14 protein-coding genes, 2 pseudogenes and 1 riboswitch are annotated in these 21836 nt (G+C 73.6%); of the genes and pseudogenes, 4 read left to right on the top strand and 12 right to left on the bottom strand.

The window, feature by feature from the left end:
• Window positions 1–26 precede the first annotated feature (26 nt).
• Together AC1VWI_RS13100 and AC1VWI_RS13095 are read left to right on the top strand one after the other, a co-directional pair.
• On the top strand, window positions 27–2774 hold the full coding sequence (locus tag AC1VWI_RS13100; protein ID WP_499511163.1) for an ABC transporter substrate-binding protein: 2748 nt from the start codon (window positions 27–29) through the stop codon (window positions 2772–2774).
• A 238-nt stretch (window positions 2775–3012) separates the two neighbouring features.
• A complete protein-coding gene (locus AC1VWI_RS13095; RefSeq protein ID WP_499511162.1) occupies window positions 3013–4977 on the top strand; it encodes a SpoIIE family protein phosphatase in 1965 nt (654 codons plus the stop codon).
• Between the two features lie 149 nt (window positions 4978–5126).
• Here the strand turns inward: AC1VWI_RS13095 and AC1VWI_RS13090 are convergent, their stop codons facing one another.
• The gene (locus AC1VWI_RS13090; protein ID WP_499511161.1) at window positions 5127–7688 is read right to left on the bottom strand and encodes a SpoIIE family protein phosphatase; all 2562 of its coding nucleotides are present in this window, start codon (window positions 7686–7688) and stop codon (window positions 5127–5129) included.
• Between the two features lie 299 nt (window positions 7689–7987).
• Between AC1VWI_RS13090 and AC1VWI_RS13085 the strand changes: the two genes are divergently transcribed.
• On the top strand, window positions 7988–8890 hold the full coding sequence (locus tag AC1VWI_RS13085) for a helix-turn-helix transcriptional regulator (RefSeq protein ID WP_499511160.1): 903 nt from the start codon (window positions 7988–7990) through the stop codon (window positions 8888–8890).
• A 42-nt stretch (window positions 8891–8932) separates the two neighbouring features.
• Here AC1VWI_RS13085 and cobC read toward each other — a convergent pair whose 3' ends face one another.
• The 11 genes and pseudogenes from cobC to AC1VWI_RS13030 form a co-directional block, all read right to left on the bottom strand.
• Entirely contained in the window at window positions 8933–9958 is a 1026-nt protein-coding gene (gene cobC / locus AC1VWI_RS13080) for an Rv2231c family histidinol phosphate aminotransferase CobC (protein ID WP_499516789.1), read from the bottom strand.
• Between the two features lie 108 nt (window positions 9959–10066).
• Window positions 10067–10300: pseudogene (locus tag AC1VWI_RS13075) on the bottom strand (CbiX/SirB N-terminal domain-containing protein); the annotation flags it as partial.
• 89 nt (window positions 10301–10389) lie between these two features.
• Window positions 10390–10842 (bottom strand): cobalamin biosynthesis protein, encoded by a 453-nt coding sequence (locus AC1VWI_RS13070; RefSeq protein ID WP_499511159.1) that lies wholly within the window; start codon window positions 10840–10842, stop codon window positions 10390–10392.
• A complete protein-coding gene (locus AC1VWI_RS13065) occupies window positions 10839–12200 on the bottom strand; it encodes a cobyrinic acid a,c-diamide synthase CobB (RefSeq protein WP_499511158.1) in 1362 nt (453 codons plus the stop codon). Before AC1VWI_RS13065 ends, AC1VWI_RS13070 begins: the two co-directional genes overlap by 4 nt.
• On the bottom strand, window positions 12194–12790 hold the full coding sequence (gene cobO / locus AC1VWI_RS13060; RefSeq protein WP_499511157.1) for a cob(I)yrinic acid a,c-diamide adenosyltransferase: 597 nt from the start codon (window positions 12788–12790) through the stop codon (window positions 12194–12196). Before cobO ends, AC1VWI_RS13065 begins: the two co-directional genes overlap by 7 nt.
• Window positions 12790–14838: a putative cobaltochelatase gene (locus AC1VWI_RS13055; protein ID WP_499511156.1), complete on the bottom strand. Its 2049-nt coding sequence runs from the start codon at window positions 14836–14838 to the stop codon at window positions 12790–12792. Before AC1VWI_RS13055 ends, cobO begins: the two co-directional genes overlap by 1 nt.
• A gap of 73 nt (window positions 14839–14911) precedes the next feature.
• Window positions 14912–16423, bottom strand: coding sequence for a cobyric acid synthase (locus AC1VWI_RS13050; protein ID WP_499511155.1), 1512 nt, complete (start codon window positions 16421–16423; stop codon window positions 14912–14914).
• Window positions 16420–17406, bottom strand: coding sequence for a cobalamin biosynthesis protein (locus AC1VWI_RS13045; protein ID WP_499511154.1), 987 nt, complete (start codon window positions 17404–17406; stop codon window positions 16420–16422). Before AC1VWI_RS13045 ends, AC1VWI_RS13050 begins: the two co-directional genes overlap by 4 nt.
• Window positions 17407–17460: 54 nt before the next feature.
• A riboswitch (cobalamin riboswitch) is annotated at window positions 17461–17586 on the bottom strand.
• A 166-nt stretch (window positions 17587–17752) separates the two neighbouring features.
• Window positions 17753–17992: a hypothetical protein gene (locus tag AC1VWI_RS13040; protein ID WP_499511153.1), complete on the bottom strand. Its 240-nt coding sequence runs from the start codon at window positions 17990–17992 to the stop codon at window positions 17753–17755.
• 37 nt (window positions 17993–18029) lie between these two features.
• Complete coding sequence (locus AC1VWI_RS13035; protein WP_499511152.1) at window positions 18030–19247, bottom strand: inorganic phosphate transporter; 1218 nt, start codon at window positions 19245–19247, stop codon at window positions 18030–18032.
• A 408-nt stretch (window positions 19248–19655) separates the two neighbouring features.
• On the bottom strand, window positions 19656–21047 hold the full coding sequence (locus tag AC1VWI_RS13030) for an NAD(P)/FAD-dependent oxidoreductase (protein ID WP_499511151.1): 1392 nt from the start codon (window positions 21045–21047) through the stop codon (window positions 19656–19658).
• A 117-nt stretch (window positions 21048–21164) separates the two neighbouring features.
• On the opposite strand from AC1VWI_RS13030, the pseudogene AC1VWI_RS13025 reads away from it, so the two are divergent.
• Window positions 21165–21818 (top strand): annotated as a pseudogene (locus AC1VWI_RS13025) (class II aldolase/adducin family protein); the annotation flags it as partial.
• Between the last annotated feature and the right edge of the window lie 18 nt (window positions 21819–21836).

Below are 21836 nucleotides of genomic sequence, written 5' to 3'. Positions count from 1 at the left end.
CGTCGCGGACGGGGCCGGGGGGTCGCATGTTCGGGGGACGGTACGAGTTGCGGGCGCTGCTCGGCTCCGGCGGCATGGCCCGGGTCCATCTCGCGTACGACACCCGGCTCGGCCGGACCGTGGCCGTCAAGACGCTCCTGCCGGAGCTGGCCCGCGACCCCGAGGCGCGCCGCCGCTTCGCCCGCGAGGCACGGGCGGCGGCCGGGCTCAACCACCCCGGCATCGTCACCGTCCACGACCAGGACGAGGTGAGGACGGACGACGCGGTCGTGCCGTACCTGGTGATGGAGCACATCGAGGGCCGCACCCTCGCCGAACTCGCCCGCGAACAGGCCCCGATGGAGATCGAGCGGGCCGTCCGCATCACCTGCGAGATCCTGGACGCCCTCGCCCACGCCCACGCCCGCGGACTCGTCCACCGCGACGTGAAGCCCTCCAACGTCCTGATCGCCACCGGGGGCACGGTCAAGGTCGCCGACTTCGGCATCGCCCGGGTCGTCCACTCGCTGTCCCGCATCACCGGCACCGGCTCCGCCATCGGCACCCCCGGCTACATGGCCCCCGAGCAGTGCGCCGGCGACGCCGTGGACGCCCGCAGCGACCTGTACGCGGTCGCCTGCATGCTCACCGAACTCCTCACCGGCACCGTCCCCTTCGCCGGGGCCACCCCGCTGTCGGTGATGTACGCCCATGTCCACCAGACACCGGCGCCGCCCTCCGCGCGCAACCCGCTGGTGCCGCCCGAGCTCGACGCGATCGTGCTGTCCGCCCTGTCGAAGAACCCCGCCCTGCGCCCGCGGAGCGCCGCGGAGATGCGGGGAGCCCTCGGCAACTGGCTGGCCTCGCGGACCCCGCCCACGGGCCCGCCCGCCCTGCCCCCGCCGCCCGCACGGCCGCCCACCCTGCCCCACCCCGCGTACAACCCGCCCTCGTACGGGCCGCCGTCCTACCCCACCCGGCCCGCCTGGGACACCCCGGTCCCGGTGCCCCGGCGCCGCCGCTGGGGCGTGGTGTCCGCGGTCACCGCTGCGGTCGTGGCCGTCCTGGTCACCGTGACGGTCGTCGTCGACCCCTTCGGCGACGACCCGAAGAAGCGGTCCACCCCGACCGCCCAGGACCTGATCGCCGCCCGCAGGCCCACCGGCGGCTACAACGGCGCCCTCACCGGCGCCGTCAACCCGTCCACCGCCAAGGGCGGCACCCTCAGGCTCATCTCGGCCTACACCCCCGACTCCCTCGACCCGGCCCGCACCTACTCGCCGATCGTGTGGAACCTCGGCCGCCTCTACCTGCGCAAACTCGTCGACTTCGCCCCGCAGCCCGGCGCCGCGGGCACCCGGCTCGCCCCCGACCTCGCCACCAGCACCGGCACGGTCTCCGACGGCGGCCGCACCTACACGTACACCCTCAAGGAGGGCGTCACCTTCGAGGACGGCTCGCCGATCACCTCACGGGACGTCAAGTACGGCATCGAGCGCACCTTCGCCAGGGACCTCTACCCCGGCGGCCCCACCCACCTGCGCGACCTGCTCGACCAGGGGCAGGACTACCCCGGCCCCTACAAGGACACCGACCCCGACGGGCTCGGCCTGAAGAGCGTCGGGACCCCCGACGACCGCACGATCGTCTTCCACCTCGACGCGCCCTTCGCCGACTTCCCCCACGTCCTCGCGCTGCCCATGTCCTCGCCCGTCCCGAAGGCTAAGGACACCAAGGAGAGCTACCAGGACCAGCCGGTCGCCAGCGGCCCCTACCGCATCGCCTCCTACGACGCAGCCAAGGGACTGCGCCTGGTGCGCAACGACAAGTGGGACCCGGCGACCGACGCGATACGCACCGCCCTGCCCGACGAGGTGGAGCTCACCATCGCCGCGGACGCGGCCGCCGTGGACACCGCCCTGATGAACGGCACCGCCGACCTCGACCTCGCCCAGACCGGCGTCCAGGGGGCCACCCGGACCCGCATCCTCGCCGACGACGCGCTCAAGTCCCGCGCGGACCTCGTGCAGACCGGCGCCGTCCGCTACTTCTCCCTGCAGACCGCCGTCGCGCCCCTGGACGACTACCGCTGCCGCTGGGCCGTCCAGTACGCCACCGACCGCAGCCTCCTGCGTGACGCCCTGGGCGGCCAGGACGCGGGCGGCGTCGCCGGCGGCATGCTCCCGCCGACCATCGGCGGCCACGACCGGCACCTGGACACCTACGGCACCGTGACCGGCGGCTCCTACCCCGAACAGGCCCGCCGCTTCCTCGGCGAATGCGGCCACGCCAAGGGGTTCAGCACGGTCGTCGCGGTCTCCGCCACCGACCAGGCCGCCCGCAAGGCCGCACAGTCGCTCGCCGGCCAGCTCGCCGAGGTGGGCATCACGGCGACCGTGCAGACCCCCGAAGCCGCCGACTTCTACGCCGCCCTCACCGACCAGCAGCAGATCAAGGACAAAGGCTGGGGCATCGTCATGACCACCTGGCAGTCCGACTGGCCCTCCCCGGCCGGATTCCTGCGCCCGCTGCTGCTGCCGGACAGCCCCAGCAACTACGCGGGGCTGGACGACCGGGAGATCAACTCCCTGATGGACGAGGCCGACTCCGAGACCAACCGCAACGCCGCCGACAACCTCTGGCGCACCGTCGACTCCACCGCCCAGGACCGCGGCACGCTCCTGCCCTTCCTCTACGACCGCCGCCTCAACTACCGGTCCGACCGCCTGACCAACGCCTACGTCCACCCGGCCCTGGGCGGCCTCGACATCCAGGCCCTCGGGGTCAGGGGCTGACCGGGCGGCGCGACTGCGTTCTGTGGCGATCCGGTCGCACAGCGCCGATGTTGTTGCGGAATGCACGCAGTGGGCCGCCGAGGGCATGGGCGGCGAGGCCGAGTCGGGGGCGGGCGAGCGTGCGGCGGTGCGGAAACCCTTCAGGGAGGCATCGTGGACAAAAGTCGTGAACAAAAGTGCGGAATACAATGGATAGTGATCATTCGGGCGATCGCTCGGTGATCGCCAGGGAGCGCAGATGGACAGCTCGGACGATCTCCTTCGATGGGCTACTCCGTCGGCTCTCCTGGCAGTGGACGGCACTGTTCGCTCACTCAACGCCCCGATGGCCGCCACGCTGGGCAGGCCGGCCGAGCAGTGCGTGGGACATGACTTCTGCGGTCTGCTGCCTGAGACCCAGCGGGCCTCGGCGGAGAACCTGCTGACCCACGGGGCCACGACGAAGACGGTCGCGATGCGTGTGCTGGAGTTCTCCGCGCCGGGGAGAGCATCCGTGGTCAGCCTCATCGAAGCCCGGCCGGTGACCGATCCCGCAGGTCGCGAGCGGCTGGTGTGGGTGCACTCGGTGGACGCGCGCAACGACCCGGGCGGCCTGCTGATCCCCTTCCGGCTGGCGGCCGCGGCCGCGGATCTCGGCCTGTGGATGTACTCGCCCCAGGAGAACCAGCTCGAGTGGCTGGGCGGCGCGCCCGCTCTGGCCTTGCTGTTCCCGCAAGCCACGGCGTCCTTGTCCAGGGTGGTCCGGAGCGTTCACCCGGACGACCGGGAGGCCCTGAGACGGCTCGTACGCTCGACCGCCACACAGTCCCCCTGGATCAACCTGCAGTTCCGATCCGTGAGCGACGGGTGGCACCACCTGGCCTGCCAGATCCGGCGGATTCAGCTGGGTTACGGCGGCCCCGAACAGATATTCGGAGTGATCCGGGACGACACCAAGCTGGAGGCGGGCCGGCAGAGAGCGCTGGCCACGCTGTTCGCCGAGCGTCAGCGTGTCGATGAGATCGCCGGGTTCTCCGCCGCCCTGATCACCGCCGCCACGGAGCAGGAGCTGCAGCAGGTCGTCCTGGCACGGGTCGCCGCGACCTTCGGTGGCACGGGCGCCGTGCTCACGCTCCTCGACCAGGAGACAGGGCTTCTCCACGCCTCTTCCGACGCCCGGGTCGACCCACAGCAGATGAACGCCATGGAGGGCATATCCCTCGATGAGCCCCAGCCGCTGACCTGTGCGATCCGAACCGGCATGCCGCATTTCATCCCCAACCACGAAGAGCTCATCCGCGACTGGCCGCAGACAGCCGGCATCCCGTGGCTCGGCTCCTTCATCGGGATATCGATCGCCCCCCTCAGTCCGGTCGGCGACCAGCCGCTCGGGGCCTGGGCGGTGACCTACGACAGGGAGCACCACTCGCCGCCGGACGAGCGCGCCCTCATGAGCACCCTTGCCGACCTGGCGGGCCAGGCACTCAGGCGCATCCGGTTGCAGCAGGCCCGGGTCGAGCTGGCCGCGGCGCTCCAACAGAGCATGCTGCCCACGCTGCCCGATGACCTCCCGGGCCTGGAGGTCGCCGCCCGGTACCAGCCGAGCCGGGACGGGCTCGACATCGGCGGGGACTGGTACGACGCCTTCGTGACGCCCGATGGTGCCGTGGCCCTGGAGATCGGTGACAGCCAAGGCCATGACGTGGATGCCGCCGCCTTCATGGGGCAGGTACGCACTTCCATCCGTGCGATCGCCGCACACGAACCGGATCCCGCGACGGTGCTGAAGCGCACCAACGAACTGCTGGTCACGATGAACGCGGCACGATTCGCCAGTTGCACCATGCTGTCCATCGGTCCACGGGAAGGACAGGTCACCGGCGCCAGCGCCGGCCATGTGCCGTTGCTGTGCGTACGTGACGACGGCAGCAGTGACGTCCGCGAACTGCCGGGCGGTCCGGTGCTGGGAGTCCTGTCGGGAACCGACTACCGCGAGGAGACCTTCACGCTGGACGAGGGCACCGCGCTGGTCATGGTCACCGACGGGGTGGTCGAAGGACCGGGCCTGACGCTGGACGCCGGTCTGGAGCGGGCCGGAGCACTGGCCGCCCACGCCCTCCACGACGGACTGGACGCCGATGCGATCGCCGACCGGATCCTCGACGCCGCGGTCGCGCTGGACCATCTCGACGATGTTGCCGTACTGGTCGTCAGGCGCGTGTGACGGCGCCCTTCCGGTTCGCGCCGCGGGACACCCCGTTGACGTCGGCGGAACGACGGCAACGGGGTGCACACCGGCACCCTGTTCGGGAAAGGTGCCTTCCGCCGACCGCCCTCCCGTGGTGCGGACGACACGTCGTACGCACCACCGCGTCATGCCCCTGCCGGATGTGGCTGGACGGCCGGCGGCCGGTGAACCGGGTACGCCACGCAGCCCTGGTGATCGCCGGCCGCCTGCGACGGGCGCTGGTCCTCGGCGTGCGAGGGCGCGCAGGGCAGGTCCTGATCGACCCAGACGAGCTTGCCGCCGGTCGCCGACCGGAAGCCCCACCTGTGGCACAGCTGCGCGATCATGAACAGGCCCCGGCCGTTCTCGTCGACGCCGCGAGCGTGACGCAGGCGCGGGTAGCAGCTGCCGCTGTCGAAGACCTCGCAGGTCAGGACTTGGTGCTGGATCAGCCTGAGACGCAGGGGGCCGGCGCCGTGGCGGATGGCGTTGGTGACCAGCTCACTGACGATGAGTTCCGTGTTGGGCACGAGATGATCCAGCCCCCATTCCCTGAGCTGCCGGGCGGCCGTGTGCCGGGCGGTGCGGACGACGGTCGGATCGGCGGGGAAGTCCCAGGAGGCGATCTGGGCGGCACCGAGGGTGCGGGTCCGGACGAGGAGCAAGGTGACGTCGTCCGACGGTGCCTGGGTCGGCAGGGTCTCGATCACCGAGGAGCACAGGTCGTCCAAGGACCGACCGGACCGTGTGAGGGCGGATCCCAGGCGACGCATGCCCACTTCGATGTCGTCGTCACGGGACTCGACCAGGCCGTCGGTGTAGAACGCGAGCAGACTCCCTTCGGGGAGCTCCACTTCCATGGCGCCGAAGGGAACCAGGCCGAGGCCGAGACCGAGCGGGGCTCCGGTGGGCAGGTCGGGGAAGGTGACCTGGCCCTGTGGGTCGATGATCGCGGGCGGCAGGTGCCCGGCGCGTGCCATGGTGCATTTGCGGGTGACCGGGTCGTAGACGGCGTACAGACAGGTGGCGCCGACCACCGCGGGGGGCTGGTCGCAGGCGTCGGCGTCCTCCTCGGTCAATCGCCGGACGGTGTCGTCGAGGTGGGCCAGCAGTTCGTCGGGGGGCAGCTCCATGTCGGCGAGGGTGTGGACGGCGGTGCGGAGCCTGCCCATGGTCGCGGCGGCGTTGATGCCGTGCCCGATCACGTCGCCGACGACGAGGGCCACCCGGGCGCCGGACAGCGGGATCACATCGAACCAGTCGCCCCCGACGCCGGCATCCATGTCGGCCGGCAGGTAGCGCGAGGCCGCCTCCACCGCGACGCCGCCCCTCAAGCGGTGGGGGAGCAGGTTGCGTTGGAGCGCCAGGGCCGCGCTGCGTTCGCGGGCGTACTGGCGGGCATTGTCCAGTGACAGCGCGGCCCGGCCGACCAGTTCCTCGGCCAGGAGCAGGTCGTCCTCCTGGAACGGAACCGGGTTCTCCGTGCGTGCGAAGACAACCATGCCCAGCATGGAGCGCCGTGCCCGGATGGGCACGACCATGAGGGAGTGCACGCCGTTCTCACGGACCTTCTCCGCCCGGCACGGATCACGGTCGATCCATGTCCCGGGAGAGGTGTCCAGCACGGGTTCGAGGTGAGACCGTCCTGTGCGCAGGACCCTGGCGAACGGCGAGGTCGGTGACACCGGCACGGGCTCGCCGCGCGCCCACCACGACTCCGGGACCCCCGGGTGGATCGAGGCCAGGCCGACGCGGTGGCAAGCGCGGGGGAGACCGTTCGTGGTGTCGGTCCGGGCGGAGGGCTCTTCGCCGAACGGAACCGAATCCGCGAGGTCGACGATCGCGTAGTCGGCCAACAGCGGAACGGCGACGTCGGCCAGTTCCTGCCCGGTCTGCATGACGTCCAGGGTGTTGCCGATACGCGTGCTGGCCTCGTTGAGAACGGCACGGCGCTCGCAGACCCCCTGACTTCCGGTGACGTCCACGATCACCGAGCACACTCCCAGCGGCCGGCCCTTCGCGTCCTGGAGGCAGAAGAAGGACGCCGAGAACGCGTGCTCGCGGCGCGGATCGCCGGCCGGCCACGCCCGGTACTCGTGGACCATGGTGGTGCCGCTCTCCAGTACCTGCCGCATGACCGCTTCGAGTCCTTCGGGCTCGAAGCCGGGCATCGAATCGGTGAGTCGACGTCCGAACCGGCGGTCACCTGGAATGCCGTCGTGACGCTCCATGACGTCGTTCACCCAGGTGCACAGGAGTTGCGGGCTGTGAACGACGATGCCGACCGGGGCGCGAATGAGGAGTGCCTGCCGCACCGATCCGTTGATCCTCCCCGAGGAGAGCGCGTCTATGTCGGTCAGCGACACCAGCCACCGCAGGGTGGTGCCCTGCCCCCGGAGCAGGGAGATGCGCAGGCTCAGGTTGAGTGAGTGGCCGTCGCGGTGGTGGACCGTCGCGGTGCCGGACCAGCCACCCCGAGCACGGCAGTGCTCGGCGAACGCCGATTCCCCGAGCACCTCCTCGAAAGACGGCAGAACGAATGCGGCGGACCGGCCCAGCACGTCCTCTGCGCGGTAGCCGACAAGTCGCTGAGCGGATTGCGTCCACCCGACCACCGTCCCCTGCCGGTCGACCATCGCTATTGCGGCATCTGATATCTCCCGGGGCTTCGGGGGCTCAATGACTTCGGCCTGTTCGGTGGTCGTCATCGCGGTTCATCCCTTCAGGCGTGCGGCGCGGGGAAAAGCCGATCTTCGTGCAATTCCAGCGAACCAGCCGGAGGGGTGCCTGAGGGCGGTCAAGCAGGCTCTCCTCGGCCGTGGCCTGCTGGTCCGGGTACTGGCAGGCCCCCTGTCCCATTGCCGAGCGATCACCGAGGCGGGCGCCTTTTCGGGAAACGCCCTCGCCGGCGGCTATTGTTCGAAACAATGCATTGAAGTGAGCGGGAATTGGCGTGGTGGAATCCGTGACTCTGCCGGGGTGGCGCGCAGAGCGTTAGCCTTGGCATATGGCCAAAGCAGCGTCCGGTTCGGGTGACAACAAGGAACTGAGCGATTTTCTGCGTTCGCGGCGCGCCCGGGTGGCTCCCGAGCAGGCCGGGGTCACGCCGGGGGCGAGTCGCCGTGTCCCGGGACTTCGTCGCGAGGAGGTCGCGTTCTCGGCCGGATTGAGCGTGGACTATTACATCCGTCTGGAACGCGGACGGGTGGCCAACGCCTCGGAGGCGGTGCTGGAGGCCGTGGCCCGGGCTCTGCGGCTGGACGACGCCGAGCGTGCGCACCTGTTCAACCTGGCCAGGCCGCAGTCCGTGGTCAGGGCCAGCCAGCCGGAGGTTCCGCGGCGAGTGCGGCCGGGCGCGTACGCCCTGCTCGAGGTTCTCGCGGACAGCCCCGCCATGATCCTGGACGGCCGTATGGACGTCCTCGCCGTCAACCGGATGGCCCGGGCGCTATTCGTCGATTTCGAAGCCATGCCGGTCCGTGAACGTAATTTGGCGCGGTATGTATTTCTCGATCCCGCGGCACGTGAACTGTTCGTCGACTGGGACATGGCCGCCCGCATGGTGGTGACCGGTTTGCACCTGTACGCGGGTCAGAATCCGGACGACACGCGTCTGACCGAGCTGATCGGCCACCTGTCGGCCGCGGACGCCGACTTCAGCCGGTGGTGGGCGGCGCATGACGTGGAGGTGTTCTCCCACGGCACCAGGCGCTGTCGGCACCCCTTGCTCGGGGAATTCGTCCTCGACTACGAGACCCTCGTGTTCCCCGGTGACCCGGACCAGTGGTTGTACGTGTGCACGGCCCCACCCGGCTCACCGTCCGCGGAGGCGTTGCGTTCCCTGGCCCGCCGGATCGGTGAATCGGACACCCATCCGGAGCGGAGGTCACCCCAGGCTCCTGCGCCCTGACGGCGGTCGGTTTCGAGGGGCACGCGTCCGTCTGCCAGGGCGTCAGCCGTCAAGCGCCTTCGACAGGGCGGCCGCGAAGCGGTCGCTCGTGGCGGGGTCGCGGACGGCGAGGCGGAGCCAGTCGGGGGACAGGCCGGGGAAGGTGTCGGCGCGGCGGACGGCGAAGCCGAGGTCGCGCAGGCGCTCGCGGACGGCGGCCGCCCGGGGGAGGCGCAGCAGGACGAAGGGGCCGTGCGCCGGTCCGGCGACCTCGACGTCGTCGAACTCGGCGAGCCGGCGCAGCAGGTGGGCGCGGTCGTCGGCGATCCCGCGGGCTGCCTCTTCGGCCTCCGCGAGGGCCGCGGGGGCGCTGCACGCCTCGGCGGCGGTGAGGCCGGGCGCGGAGACCGCCCACAGGGGCTGGGCGCGGCGCAGCGCCGCCACGCGCTCGCGGTCGCCGAGGACGTAGCCGACCCGCAGGCCCGCGAGGCCCCAGGTCTTGGTGAGGCTGCGCAGCACCACCAGGCCGGGCAGGTCGCGGCGGACGGCGAGGCTCTCGGGCTCACCGGGCACCGCGTCCATGAACGCCTCGTCCACGACGAGGGTGCGGCCCGGCCGGGCCAGGCGGGCGAGGTCCGCCACGGGGTGCAGCACGGAGGTGGGGTTGGTCGGGTTGCCGACGACGACCAGGTCGGCGGCGTCCGGCACCGCCCGCGGGTCGAGGCGGAAGCCGTCCTCCGCGCGCAGCACGACGCGGTGCACGGGGTGCCCGGCATCCCTCAGCGCCGCCTCCGGCTCCGTGAACTGCGGGTGCACGACCACCGCGTGGCGGGCCCGGGTGGTGCGGGCCAGCAGGACGAACGCCTCCGCGGCACCCGCCGTGAGCAGCACTTCCTCCACGGGTCGGCCGTGGCGGGCGGCGACCGCCCGGTGCGCGGCGCGGTCGTCGGGGTAGCCGGCCAGCCCTTCGAGGGTGGCGGCGAGGCGTTCCTTGAGCCACCGGGGCGGTGTTCCGGCGCGCACGTTCACGGCCAGGTCCGTCAGGTCCCCGGCGCCGTCGCGGACCTCGGCGTCGCCGTGGTGCCGCAGGTCGTGTTCGCCCTCGCCGGGCTCCTGCCGGACGGCCCCGGCGTCGCCGGGCGGCGCGTGCCGTACGTCGGCCTCGGGACGCGCCTCGGCCCAGCCCTCCGCCTGCTGCCGGACCCGCTCCTCCAGGGCCGCGTCCGCCGGGAAGCAGGTCAGCACGACGATCCGCCGGGCTCCGAGCCGTGCGCAGCGTTCCAGGCCCGCGGGCACGTCCGGCGCCGCCGTCGTGAGGAAGGCGGTCTCCACGCCCGCGTAGCCCCGGCCCTCCCACAGCAGCCGTGCGGTACGGGCCACTTCGGCGTTGCCGGCGGCCTCGGGGGAGCCGGCGCCGACCAGCAGCACCATGGTCGCCGCCAGATCCAGCGGCGTACGGCGGCCGCCGCCCAGCGCGGCATCGACGCGCCGCTCCAGCACGTCCTCGGGCGGGGGGTTGCTCACGGTGCCTTCTCCTCCGTCGTGCCGTGCGTGCCGTGCCTGCCGTCCGTGCCGTGATCGGGCGTACGGTGCCGCGCCACGGCCGCGGTCGCCCTCGCCGTACCGCTCCCGGGGGCGGACTTCCTCTTCGGCACCAGCAGTTCGCCGCCGGGCGCCGCGGCGAGCGCGGCCGCCTCCGCGACGGAGGGCGTGCCGACCGCGGCCAGCGGGGCGCCCGAGGGGCTCGGCACGCCGACCGCGGCCAGCGTACGCGCGTCGTACGTCACCAGGGGGACGCCCAGCCGCGCCGCCGCCGCGACGAGACCCGGCTCGCCGGCCTTGCCGTCCACGGTCGCCAGCGCCGTGACGGACGCCTCCGGCACCCCGGCCTCGGCGAGCACGGACCGTACGAGCGCGAGCACTTCGGCCGCCGCCACCCCGCGGCCCGCCCCGACGCCGACGACCACGCTCACGCGGCCGCGCCCGGGCCGCCCGCGCAGGAGGCGACGAACCGCCGTGCCAGGGACGGCTCGGCGGCCCAGTGGACGTGCAGGTACGACGCGTGGACGCCGCCGTGCACGAAGCCCTCCACGCGCCGCTCCGGCCGGATCAGTCCCCAGGCGGGGGTGGCCCCGGCGGCGGGCTCGACGACGGTGCGGTGGAACTCGTGGCCGCGCACCCGCGTCCCGGCGGCCGCCAGCGCGTTGTCGGCGATCGCGACCGCCTCGCGGTAGCCCAGGGTGAGCCGGTCAGACATGCGGGCCGTGGAGTCCAGCACCCCGCACATGGGACGTCCGTCCAGTTCCCGCCCGAGGTAGAGCAGGCCCGCGCACTCCGCCGTCACGGGCCCGGCGAAGGCGGCGACGGCCTTGCGCAGCGGCTCGTTGGCGGACAGTTCGTGGGCGTACATCTCGGGGAAGCCGCCGCCTATGACCAGCCCCGCGGCGCCGGGCGGCAGGTGCTCGTCGCGCAGCGGGTCGAAGGTGACGACCTCCGCCCCCGCCGCGGCCAGCAGTTCGAGGTGCTCGGCGTACGAGAAGGTGAACGCCGCCCCGCCCGCCACCGCGACCACCGGCCGTGCGCCCGGCGCCGCCGGACCGGCCGCCGCCTCCTGCGGGTCCCAGGGCTCGTCCGTGAGCGGGGGAGCACTGCGCGCCAGCGCCAGCAGCGCGTCCATGTCGCAGCCCTCCCGCACCCGGGCGGCCAGGGCCCGCACGGCGTCGACGGCGTCCGCGCGCCGCTCCGCGACCGGGACCAGACCCAGGTGCCGGGAGGGCGTGCCGACCGCCGTGTCGCGCCGCAGCGCGCCCAGCACGGGCACGCCGGCGCCGTCGAGGGCGTCGCGCAGCAGCTCCTCGTGCCGGTCGGAGCCGACCTTGTTGAGGATGACGCCGGCGACCCGCACCTCCGGGTCCCACGAGGCGAAGCCGTGCACCAGCGCCGCCACCGAACGGGACTGCGACGAGGCGTCCACCACCAGCACCACCGGTGCCCGCAGCAGCTTCGCCACATGAGCGGTGGAGGCCAGCTCGCCCATCCCGGAGGCGCCGTCGAAGAGCCCCATCACGCCCTCCACGACGGCCAGGTCGGCCCCCCGCGCGCCGTGCAGGAACAGCGGTGCGATCCGCTCCGGGCCGCACATGTAGGCGTCGAGGTTGCGGCCCGGGCGGCCGGTGGCCAGCGCGTGGTAGCCGGGGTCGATGTAGTCGGGGCCCACCTTGTGCGGGGAGACCGCGAGCCCGGCCTCCGCGAAGGCGGCCATCAGACCCGTGGCGACGGTGGTCTTGCCGCTCCCCGAGGCCGGGGCCGCGACGACGATCCTGGCTACCACTCGATGCCCTTCTGGCCCTTCTGGCCCGCGTCCATCGGGTGCTTCACCTTGCCCATCTCGGTGACCAGGTCCGCGAAGTCCAGCAGCGGCTGCGGCGCGTTGCGCCCGGTGATGACGACGTGCTGGGTGCCGGGCCGGTCACGGAGCACGGAGACCACCTCGTCGGTGTCGATCCACCCCCAGTGCAGCGGGTAGGCGAACTCGTCCAGCACGTACAGCCGGTAGGTCTCGGCGGCCAGGTCGCGCTTGACCTGCTCCCAGCCCTCGCGCGCGGCGTCCTCGGACTCCGAGATGTCCCGCTGGACCCAGGACCAGCCCTCGCCCATCTTGTGCCAGGCGACGGTGCCGCCCTCGCCGGAGGCGCCGAGCACGCGCAGCGCCCGCTCCTCGCCGACCTTCCACTTCGCGGACTTGACGAACTGGAACACCCCGACCGGCCAACCCTGGTTCCAGGCCCGCAGCGCCAGGCCGAAGGCGGCGGTCGACTTCCCCTTGCCGGTGCCGGTGTGCACCATCACCAGCGGCCGGTTGCGGCGCTGGCGCGTGGTCAGACCGTCCTGCGGCACCACACTCGGCTGTCCCTGCGGCATTACGCGGCCCTCCGTGCATCCCGTACCAGTGCCGCGACGCTGTCCGCGCGCAGCTCGTCCAACGTCACGGCGGTGCCGTGCAGTTCGCGGGCCAGCTCGCCCGCGAGCCCCAGGCGCACCGGCCCGGACTCGCAGTCGACGACCACCGACGCGGTGCCCTCGGCCGCCAGCAGCCGTGCGGCCCGCGCGGCCGTGCGCACCGGCTCGGGCCCGCCGGTCGCCCGGCCGTCGGTGACCACGACCAGCAGCGGGCGGCGCGAGGGGTCCCGCAGCCGCTCCACGCGCAGCACGTCCTGCGCCTTCAGCAGCCCGGCGGCCAGCGGGGTGCGGCCGCCGGTGGGCAGCTTCTCCAGGCGTGCCGCGCCCGCGTCGACCGACGAGGTCGGCGGCAGCGCCAGCTCCGCCGTCGCCCCGCGGAAGGTGACCAGGCCGACCTTGTCGCGCCGCTGGTAGGCGTCGAGCAGCAGCGACAGCACCGCGCCCTTGACCGCGCTCATGCGCTGCCGGGCGGCCATCGAGCCCGAGGCGTCGACGACGAAGAGCACCAGGTTGCCCTCGCGGCCCTCCCGCACCGCCTCGCGCAGGTCGTCCCGGCGGATCACCAGGCCCGGGCCGCCCCGCCCGCGCGCCCGCTGGTGCGGGGCGGCGGCGAGCACGGTGGCGGCCAGATGGAGCTTGGACAGGGTGCCGTGGGGCCGCCTGGCGCCGGTCGTCCTGCCGTGCGCGGTACGGGCCCGTGAGCGGCGGCCCGCGGCGCCCTCGCCGAGGCCGGGAACGGTCAGGGTGCGGGCCTTGAACGGCTCGGTCGCGGGCACCGCGGCCCGTTCCCCGGCGCCGCCCTGCGGCGCCTGCGCGGGCTCGGGCCCGGGCTGGGGACCGGAGTCCGCCGGCTCCCGGGGCGGGGCGATGTCGGGGGTGGTGCCGGGGGCGCCGTCGTCACCCTGCGGCGGGCGGCCGCCGCCGTCGGGACCGCCCCCGTCGGGACCGCCCCCGTCGGGACCGGGGTCCGGGTCCGGGTCCGGGTCGTCGTCCTCGGCGCGGTTGCGCTCCAGGGTCTCGTCGAGCTTGTCCTCGTCCAGGCCCGGCGCGTCGAAGGGGTTGCGGCGGCGCCGGTGCGGCAGCGCCAGCAGCGCGGCCTGCCGTACGTCGGCGTCGGTCACGTCGGTGCGTCCGGCCCAGGCGGCCAGGGCGGTCGCCGTGCGCGCCATGACGATGTCCGCGCGCATGCCGTCCACCTCGAAGGCCGCGCAGGTGGCCGCGATCTGGCGGAGCGCGCCGTCGCCGAGCGACACCGCGGGCAACAGCGCCCGTGCCGCCGCGATCCGCTCGCGCAGTTCCCGCTCCTCGGCCTGCCAGGCGGCGGCGAAGCCCGCCGGGTCCGCGTCGTAGGCGAGGCGCCGCCGGACGACCTGCACCCGCTCGTCGGTCTCCCGCGAGGCCGCGACCTCCACCGTGAGACCGAAGCGGTCCAGCAACTGCGGCCGCAGCTCGCCCTCTTCGGGGTTCATCGTGCCGACGAGGAGGAAGCGCGCGGCGTGGCGCACGGAGACGCCCTCCCGCTCGACGTAGGAGGCGCCCATGGCGGCCGCGTCCAGCAGCAGGTCCACCAAGTGGTCGTGGAGGAGGTTGACCTCGTCCACGTACAGCACGCCGCGGTGCGCGTCGGCCAGCAGCCCCGGCTCGAAGGCCTTCACGCCCTCCGCCAGGGCCCGTTCGATGTCCAGGGCGCCGACGAGGCGGTCCTCGGACGCGCCGACCGGCAGCTCCACCATGCGCGCCGCCCGGCTCTCCGCGCCGGCGTCCGGGCCGTGCGGCCCGTCCGGGCAGGCCGGGTCGGGCGCCGCCGGGTCGCAGCCGAAGCGGCAGCCGGGCACGACGTCCACGGGCGGCAGCAGCGCCGACAGCGCCCGTACGGCGGTCGACTTGGCGGTGCCCTTCTCGCCGCGCACCAGCACACCGCCCACCGCCGGGCTGACCGCGTTCAGCAGCAACGCCAGGCGCAGGTCCGCCATCCCGACGATCGCGGTGAAGGGGTAAGGGGTGCTCACGCGGCCTCCTGGGTCGAACGGACGTTGCGGCGGTGCTCACGGACGGCCCCGCTACGGGGCCGCGACGGGGTGCTCACGGTGCCCCCGGGGGGACGAAGGGCAGCCCCGCAGGGGGGCCCTGCTCGATGAGGCGCAGCAGCGCGCCGGTGTCGGCGTGCTCCTCGATCAGGTCGCCCAGCCGGTCCAGTTGCTCCTCGCGGAGCGCGCCGAAGGCGGTGCCGGGGGCGGGTACGAAGCGCCGTCCGGCGGCCCGGGCGACGCGGCGCAGGAAGGCGCGGCGGAAGCCGTCGCTCTCCAGCGAGCCGTGCCAGTGGGTGCCCCAGACCGCGCCGGTGCGGCAGCCGTCCAGGAAGGGCTCGTCGCCGCCGCGGACGTCGGCGACCCCGTGGTGGATCTCGTACCCCTCGACCGGTTCGCCGTACGCCTTCCCGGAGGGCCGGGCCAGGGTCTTCGCCACGGCGAAGCGGACCCGCACCGGCAGCAGGCCGAGCCCGGCGACCGTGCCCGCGCGGGACTCGACGTCGTCCTCGATCGTCTCGGCGAGCATCTGGAAGCCGCCGCAGATCCCCAGCACCGGGCGCCCCTGCGCGGCCCGGCGGGTGACGGCATCGGCCAGGCCGCGCTGCCGCAGCCACTCCAGGGCCTTGACCGTGCCGCGGGTGCCGGGCAGGACGACGAGGTCGGCGTCGGCCAGTTCCTCGGGCCGGTCGACGAAGCGGACGAGCACACCGGGCTCGGCGGCGAGCGCGTCCACGTCGGTGAAGTTCGACATCAGCGGGACCGCCGCGACGGCGACCCGCAGGACGTCCTCACCGTGCGGCGGCGCCGTGTCCGACTCCCTGACGGTGCCGCGCAGCGACATCCGCAGGCCGTCCTCCTCGTCGATGCCGAGGCCGTGCCGGTACGGCAGCACCCCATAGAAGCGGCGCCCGGTCAGCCCGCGCAGCATCTCGAGACCCGGCTCCAGCAAGGACACGTCGCCGCGGAACTTGTTGACCAGGTAGCCGCAGACCAGCTCCTGGTCCTCGGGGGCCAGCAGCGCCGTCGTCCCGAAGAACGAGGCGAAGACCCCGCCCCGGTCGATGTCGCCGACCACGACCACCGGGAGCCCGGCGGCCCGTGCCAGGCCCATGTTGACGATGTCGCCCCGCCGCAGGTTGATCTCGGCTGGGCTGCCGGCGCCCTCGCAGATCACCGCGTCGTACCGGCCGCGCAGCTCCTCCAGGCAGCCGGTGACGGTCTCCAGCAGCTGCGCGCGGCTCCCGTTGTGGTAGCCGCGTGCGCTCATCTCGCCCACCGGGCGTCCCATCAGGACGACCTGGCTGGTGCGGTCCCCGCCGGGCTTGAGCAGCACCGGGTTCATCAGGGCCGAGGGCTCCACGCGCGCCGCCTGGGCCTGCATCGCCTGGGCGCGGCCGATCTCGGCGCCCTCGCGCGTCACGTACGAGTTCAGCGACATGTTCTGCGCCTTGAACGGCGCCACGGACACACCCTGCCGCGCCAGCCACCGGCAGATCCCCGCCGTGACGACGCTCTTGCCGGCGTCCGACGTGGTCCCGGCGACCAGCAGGCCCCCGCCCCTCATGCGTTCCTCCTCCGGGCGACCGCGCCCCACGCCAGGCGCCCGCCGACCGCGACCGCCAGCGCCAGCGCGCCGACCCGTCGCGACAACCGCGCCGCCCGTTCGATGTCCCGTACCTCCACCGGCCGGTTCCCCGCCCCCAGGACGGGCCGGTGCTCGACCCGCCCGCCATAGGCAAGCGTCCCCCCGAGGCGCACGCCCAACGCCCCCGCGAACGAGGCCTCCACCGGTCCCGCGTTCGGGCTGGGATGCCGGGAGCCGTCCCTGCGCCAGGCCCGCCAGGCCCCCCGGGGGTCGGGCCCGGCCAGCACCGCGAGCGCGGCGGTCAGCCGGGCGCCGGGGTAGCCGGCCACGTCGTCCAGCCGGGCCGCCGCCCAGCCGAACCGCCGGTGCCGCGGCGACTTGTGACCCACCATCGCGTCGAGGGTGTTGACCGCGCGGAAGCCCACCAGCCCGGGCACGCCGCCCAGCGCGCCCCACACCAGGGCGCCCACGACGGCGTCCGAGGTGTTCTCCGCGACGGACTCCACGACCGCCCGGGCCAACTGGGCCTCGTCCAGCGCCTGCGGGTCGCGGCCGCACAGATGGGGCAGCCGCCCGCGCGCCGCCTCGGTGTCCCCGGCGGACAGGGCGGCGCCGATGGCGCGCGCCTCCCGCACCAGGGAGGTCCCGCCGAGCACGGCCCAGGTCGCCGCCGCCGTCAGGGCGACGGAGGCGGGGCCGGAACGGCGTGCCGCACGCCGGAGCCCGGCCGCGGCCGCCACGGCGCCGCCCGCGCACAGCGCCGTGTGGAGGGCGCCCCGGCCGCGGTGGTCGCGCCACAGGGCACGCTCCAGGCGGGCGGCGGCGCTGCCGAACACCGCCACGGGGTGACCGCGGCGCGGGTCGGCGAGGGCGAGGTCGGCGAGCCAGCCGAGGGCGGCACCGGTGGCGAACGCGCACGGCGCCGCGACGCCGGTGTCGGGTGAACGGCCGGGGCCGCGCATCACAGGAGTCCTCACTCAGGGTCCGCGCCCTGGTTCGACGTGACCGGCGACGAGAGTCTCCTGGCTCCCGGATCGGCGGCACCCCCGGCCTTCCAGCCCCTCACGGGGCCGTGGCCATGGGCGGGGGTCCGCTCCCCGGTGACAGTGGCGGGACCGCGCCGGATTCGCACCGGACTTCCTCTCCTGCCGCCGTTTGGCGGTTCCGATACCACCACGCGCCGCTCCGGCCCGTCAACTCACCGCGACGGCCTGTGGAAAAGAAGAAACCCCAGCTCACGGCCGGAAAGCCGGGAGCTGAGGTCAACTTCACACCGGGCCGCGCGCACGCTGCCCGGTGACCCGCGGGTCAGGCGACGATCAGGAAGATCCCGTACGCGACGGCTGCCGCGCACAGCGCGAAGCACAGGTACGCGCCGCTGCGGGCCAGCGCGGTCGAGCCGGCGGCGGAGCCGCCGCCCGCCTCGCCGGTGGCCGCGCCCTGCTTGGACAGGCCCACGATGCCGAGGGTGAACAGGCCGACGAGTCCGATGGTCACGGCGAGGCTGACGCCGAAGACGGAGCCGAGGGCAGCCCAGTCGATGTGCATGATGCTGGTTCCTTCCGGGGCCGGTGCGGCACCGCCGTCAGGCGGGGGCCTGGGCGGGGTCGGCGTCGACGGTGGCGGCCGTGAGGCCGGCGGGCGGCGGGATCACGGCGGCGATCGCCGTGGTGATGACGCCCGGCTCCTCGGCGTCGCCGTGGGCCTCGTTGACGTTGGTGTGGTCGACGGGCTTGCGGCGCGAGGCGATCCAGATCGCGACGCAAGCGGCGAGTGCCAGGACGGCGACCGCGGTGACGCCCAGGTCCCCCTGGTCGGCCAGGAGCGCGGCGCCCGCCGCGACCAGACCCGCGGCCGGAAGGGTGAGCCCCCACGCGGCGAACATGCGGCCCGCGGTGCTCCACCTGACGACGCCGCCCTTGCGGCCGACACCGGCACCCATGACGGAGCCGGAGCAGACCTGCGTGGTGGAGAGCGAGAAGCCGAGGTGGGAGGAGGCGAGGATGACGGTGGCGGCGCCGGTCTGGGCGGCGAAGCCCTGCGGCGGCTGGATGTCGGTGATGCCCTTGCCCATGGTGCGGATGATCCGCCAGCCACCGATGAAGGTGCCGAGCGCGATCGCCATGCCGGCCGACACGATGACCCACAGCGGCGGGTCGGAGTCGGGGGCGACGACGTTGCCCGCGATCAGGGCGAGGGTGATGACACCCATGGTCTTCTGTGCGTCGTTGGTGCCGTGCGCGAGGGAGACCAGACCGGCCGAGGCGATCTGCCCGGCCCGGTAGCCCTTGGCGGTCGCCTTCGGGTCGGCGTTGCGGCCGATGCGGTAGGTCAGACGGGTCGCCAGCATCGCGGCGAGACCGGCGACCACCGGGGCGCAGACGGCCGGGATCAGGACCTTCATGACGACCGCGTCACCGTTGATCGAGCTGAAGCCCGCGGAGGCGACGGAGGCGCCGATGAGGCCGCCGAACAGGGCGTGGGAGGAGCTGGAGGGGAGGCCCGCCAGCCAGGTCAGCAGGTTCCAGACGATCGCGCCGACGAGCCCCGCGAAGATCACCTCGGGCTTGATGCCCGCGCTCTCGTCGAGGATGCCGCCGGAGATCGTCTTCGCCACCTCGACGGAGAGGAAGGCGCCGACGAGGTTGAGCACGGCGGACATGGCCACCGCCGTCTTGGGCTTGAGCGCGCCAGTGGAGATGGTGGTCGCCATCGCATTGGCGGTGTCGTGGAAACCGTTCGTGAAGTCGAACACGAGTGCGGTAATGATCACGATTCCGATCAGGAGCGTGATGTGTTCCATTGACCCAGGCATTCGTTCGATCGGACAGTGGCGGTGGCGACCGTACGGAGTCTGGATGAACGGAAGGTGAACGAGGAGAGGCGCGGCGGTGCCGGTGCGTGCGGGGGGTGTGGGTCCGTGTGGACTTCGCCCCGGAATCCGGCCTTTGACGTGCTTCGATCGCCCTTCCCGGCGCCTGCGGAAGAGATCCTGGTCACGGCCCGGGGCCGTCGTGGCCCGACAGGGGGACGGGCCTAGGCCGTGTCGTCAAAGTCCCGCCTGCCCAGCGGCGCCTGGCACGGCACCTCGCTGCGTTGTCGAATCGTCCGAGTAGCCCACTACGAGGACGGCTCTCCGCCTTGCGATGCACCGCACCAGACGCCGCTGGGCCCGCCCTTTGGGCGGCCGGCGCTCCTTTGACGACACGGCCTAGTGGCGGCCCGAGATGCGGTCCGCGATGCGCGCCACCCGGTCGGTCTCCGCGCTGCGTCCGGCCTGCTCGCGCCGGTCGGCGGCGCGGTAGGCCGCGTACAGCCCGTGCACCCCGATCCACCGGAAGGGCTCGGGCTCCCAGCGGCGCACGCGGTGGTGCACCCACGGCAGGGACGTCAGCTCCGTGCCGTGCGCCTGGCCGGAGTCCAGCTGGACGAGGTCGCGCAGCGTCCGCGCCGCGAGGTTCGCCGTCGCGACCCCGCTGCCGACGTAGCCGCCCGCCCAGCCGAGGCCGGTGGAGCGGTCCAGTTCGACGCTCGCGCACCAGTCGCGCGGCACGCCGAGCACCCCGGACCACGCGTGGTCGACCGCCACCCGCCCCGTCGCCGGGAAGAAGCGCACCAGGATCTCGCGCAGCGCCTCGACCGTCGCCGCCTGCGTGCGGCCGTCGTTGTCCGTACGGGAGCCGAAGCGGTACGGCACCCCGCGGCCGCCGATGGCGATCCGGTCGTCGGCGGTGCGCTGCGCGTACATGTACGCGTGCGCCATGTCGCCGAGCGCCTCCCGGCCCTCCCAGCCGATGGTGTCCCAGACCTCCTTCGGCAGCGGCTCCGTCACGATCATGGAGGAGTTCATCGGCAGCCACGACCGCTTGTGGCCCTTGAGCGAGGCGGTGAAGCCCTCGGTGCAGCGCAGGACGTAGGGGGCGCGCACGCTCCCGAACGGGGTGACCGCGTGCTTCGGCCGGATCTCGGTCACCGGGGTCGACTCGTGGACGACGACGCCGAGCGCCTCCACCGCCCGGGCCAGCCCCTGCACCAGCTTCGCCGGGTGGACGCGCGCCCCGTGCGGCGTCCAGGTGCCCCCGGCCGTCCCGGCGACCCGGATCCGCGCGGCGGACTCGGCGGCGCCCAGCAGCAGGCGGTCCTTCTCGCCGAAGGCGACCTCGGCCTCGTGGAACGCCCTGAGCCGCGCCAGCTGCGCGGGGGAGTGCGCGACCTCCAGCACCCCGCCCTTGTGGATGTCCGCGTCGATGCCCTCCTCGGCGGCGACCCGGATCACCTCGTCCACGGTCCCGTTCATCTCGCGCTGCAGCGCCACGGCGGCCTCACGCCCGTGCAGCGCGGCGTAGCGGTCGCGGCCGGCGATGCCGTTGTACAGCCAGCCGCCGTTGCGGCCGGAGGCGCCGTAGCCGCAGAAGCGCTGCTCCAGGACGACGATCCGCAGGAAGGGCACGGCCTTCTTCAGGTAGTAGGCGGTCCACAGTCCGGTGTAGCCGCCCCCGACGATGCACACGTCGGCGGTGGTGTCCCCGGGCAGCGGCTCACGCGGCACCGGGAGCCCTGACTTCGCGTACCAGAAGGAGATGCCGCCGTTGACGGTGGTCATGGTGCCCCTGCAATTCGTATGCGTGATCGGTCCGGAAACTGTGCCGGGACGCTACTGTGCCCCGGGAACGTGCGGCAACGGCCAACCTGTCAGGATCAGCGCTCGGAGGTGACACGGATGTCGGTGCGGAACGCGGTGGCACGGGCCTGGTCGGAGCTGGTGGACACGGCCCGCCGCTCGGTCGACGACGGTCTCGTGGTCGGTACGTCCGGCAATGTGTCGGTGCGGGTGGGCGACGACCTCGTGCTCGTCACCCCCAGCGGGGTGCCCTACCACCGCCTGGGCCCGGACGACACGGTCGGCGTCGGCCTGGACGGCAAGCAGGTGCTCGGCGACCTGCGCCCGACGAGCGAGCTGGCGATGCACCTCGCGATCTACCGGCACACCGACGCGGGCGCCGTCGTGCACACCCACGCCGTGCACGCCACCGCCGTCTCCACGCTCCTGTACGAGCTGCCCGCCATCCACTACATGGCCGCGGCCCTGGGCGGCCGGATACGCGTCGCCGACTACGCGACGTACGGCAGCGAGGAACTGGCCGCCAACGTCCTGCGCGCGCTCCGCGACCGCACCGGCTGCCTGCTGCGCAACCACGGCACCATCGTCTACGGCGACGACCTCGAGCAGGCCTACGACCGCACCGCCCAGCTGGAGTGGATGTGCCAGGTCTGGCTCGCCGCCCGCTCCGTCGCCGGGTTCTCGCCCTCCCTGCTCTCCAAGCGCGAACTCGCCCGTGTCGCCGAGAGGCTGCGCCAGTACGGCCAGCCCGGGGACGGGACGGAGGAGGAG

Source organism: Streptomyces sp. TOM-9, from assembly GCF_056858595.1.
Note: the sequence above shows the minus strand (reverse complement) of the source record. Positions and strands in the feature narration are given on the sequence as shown.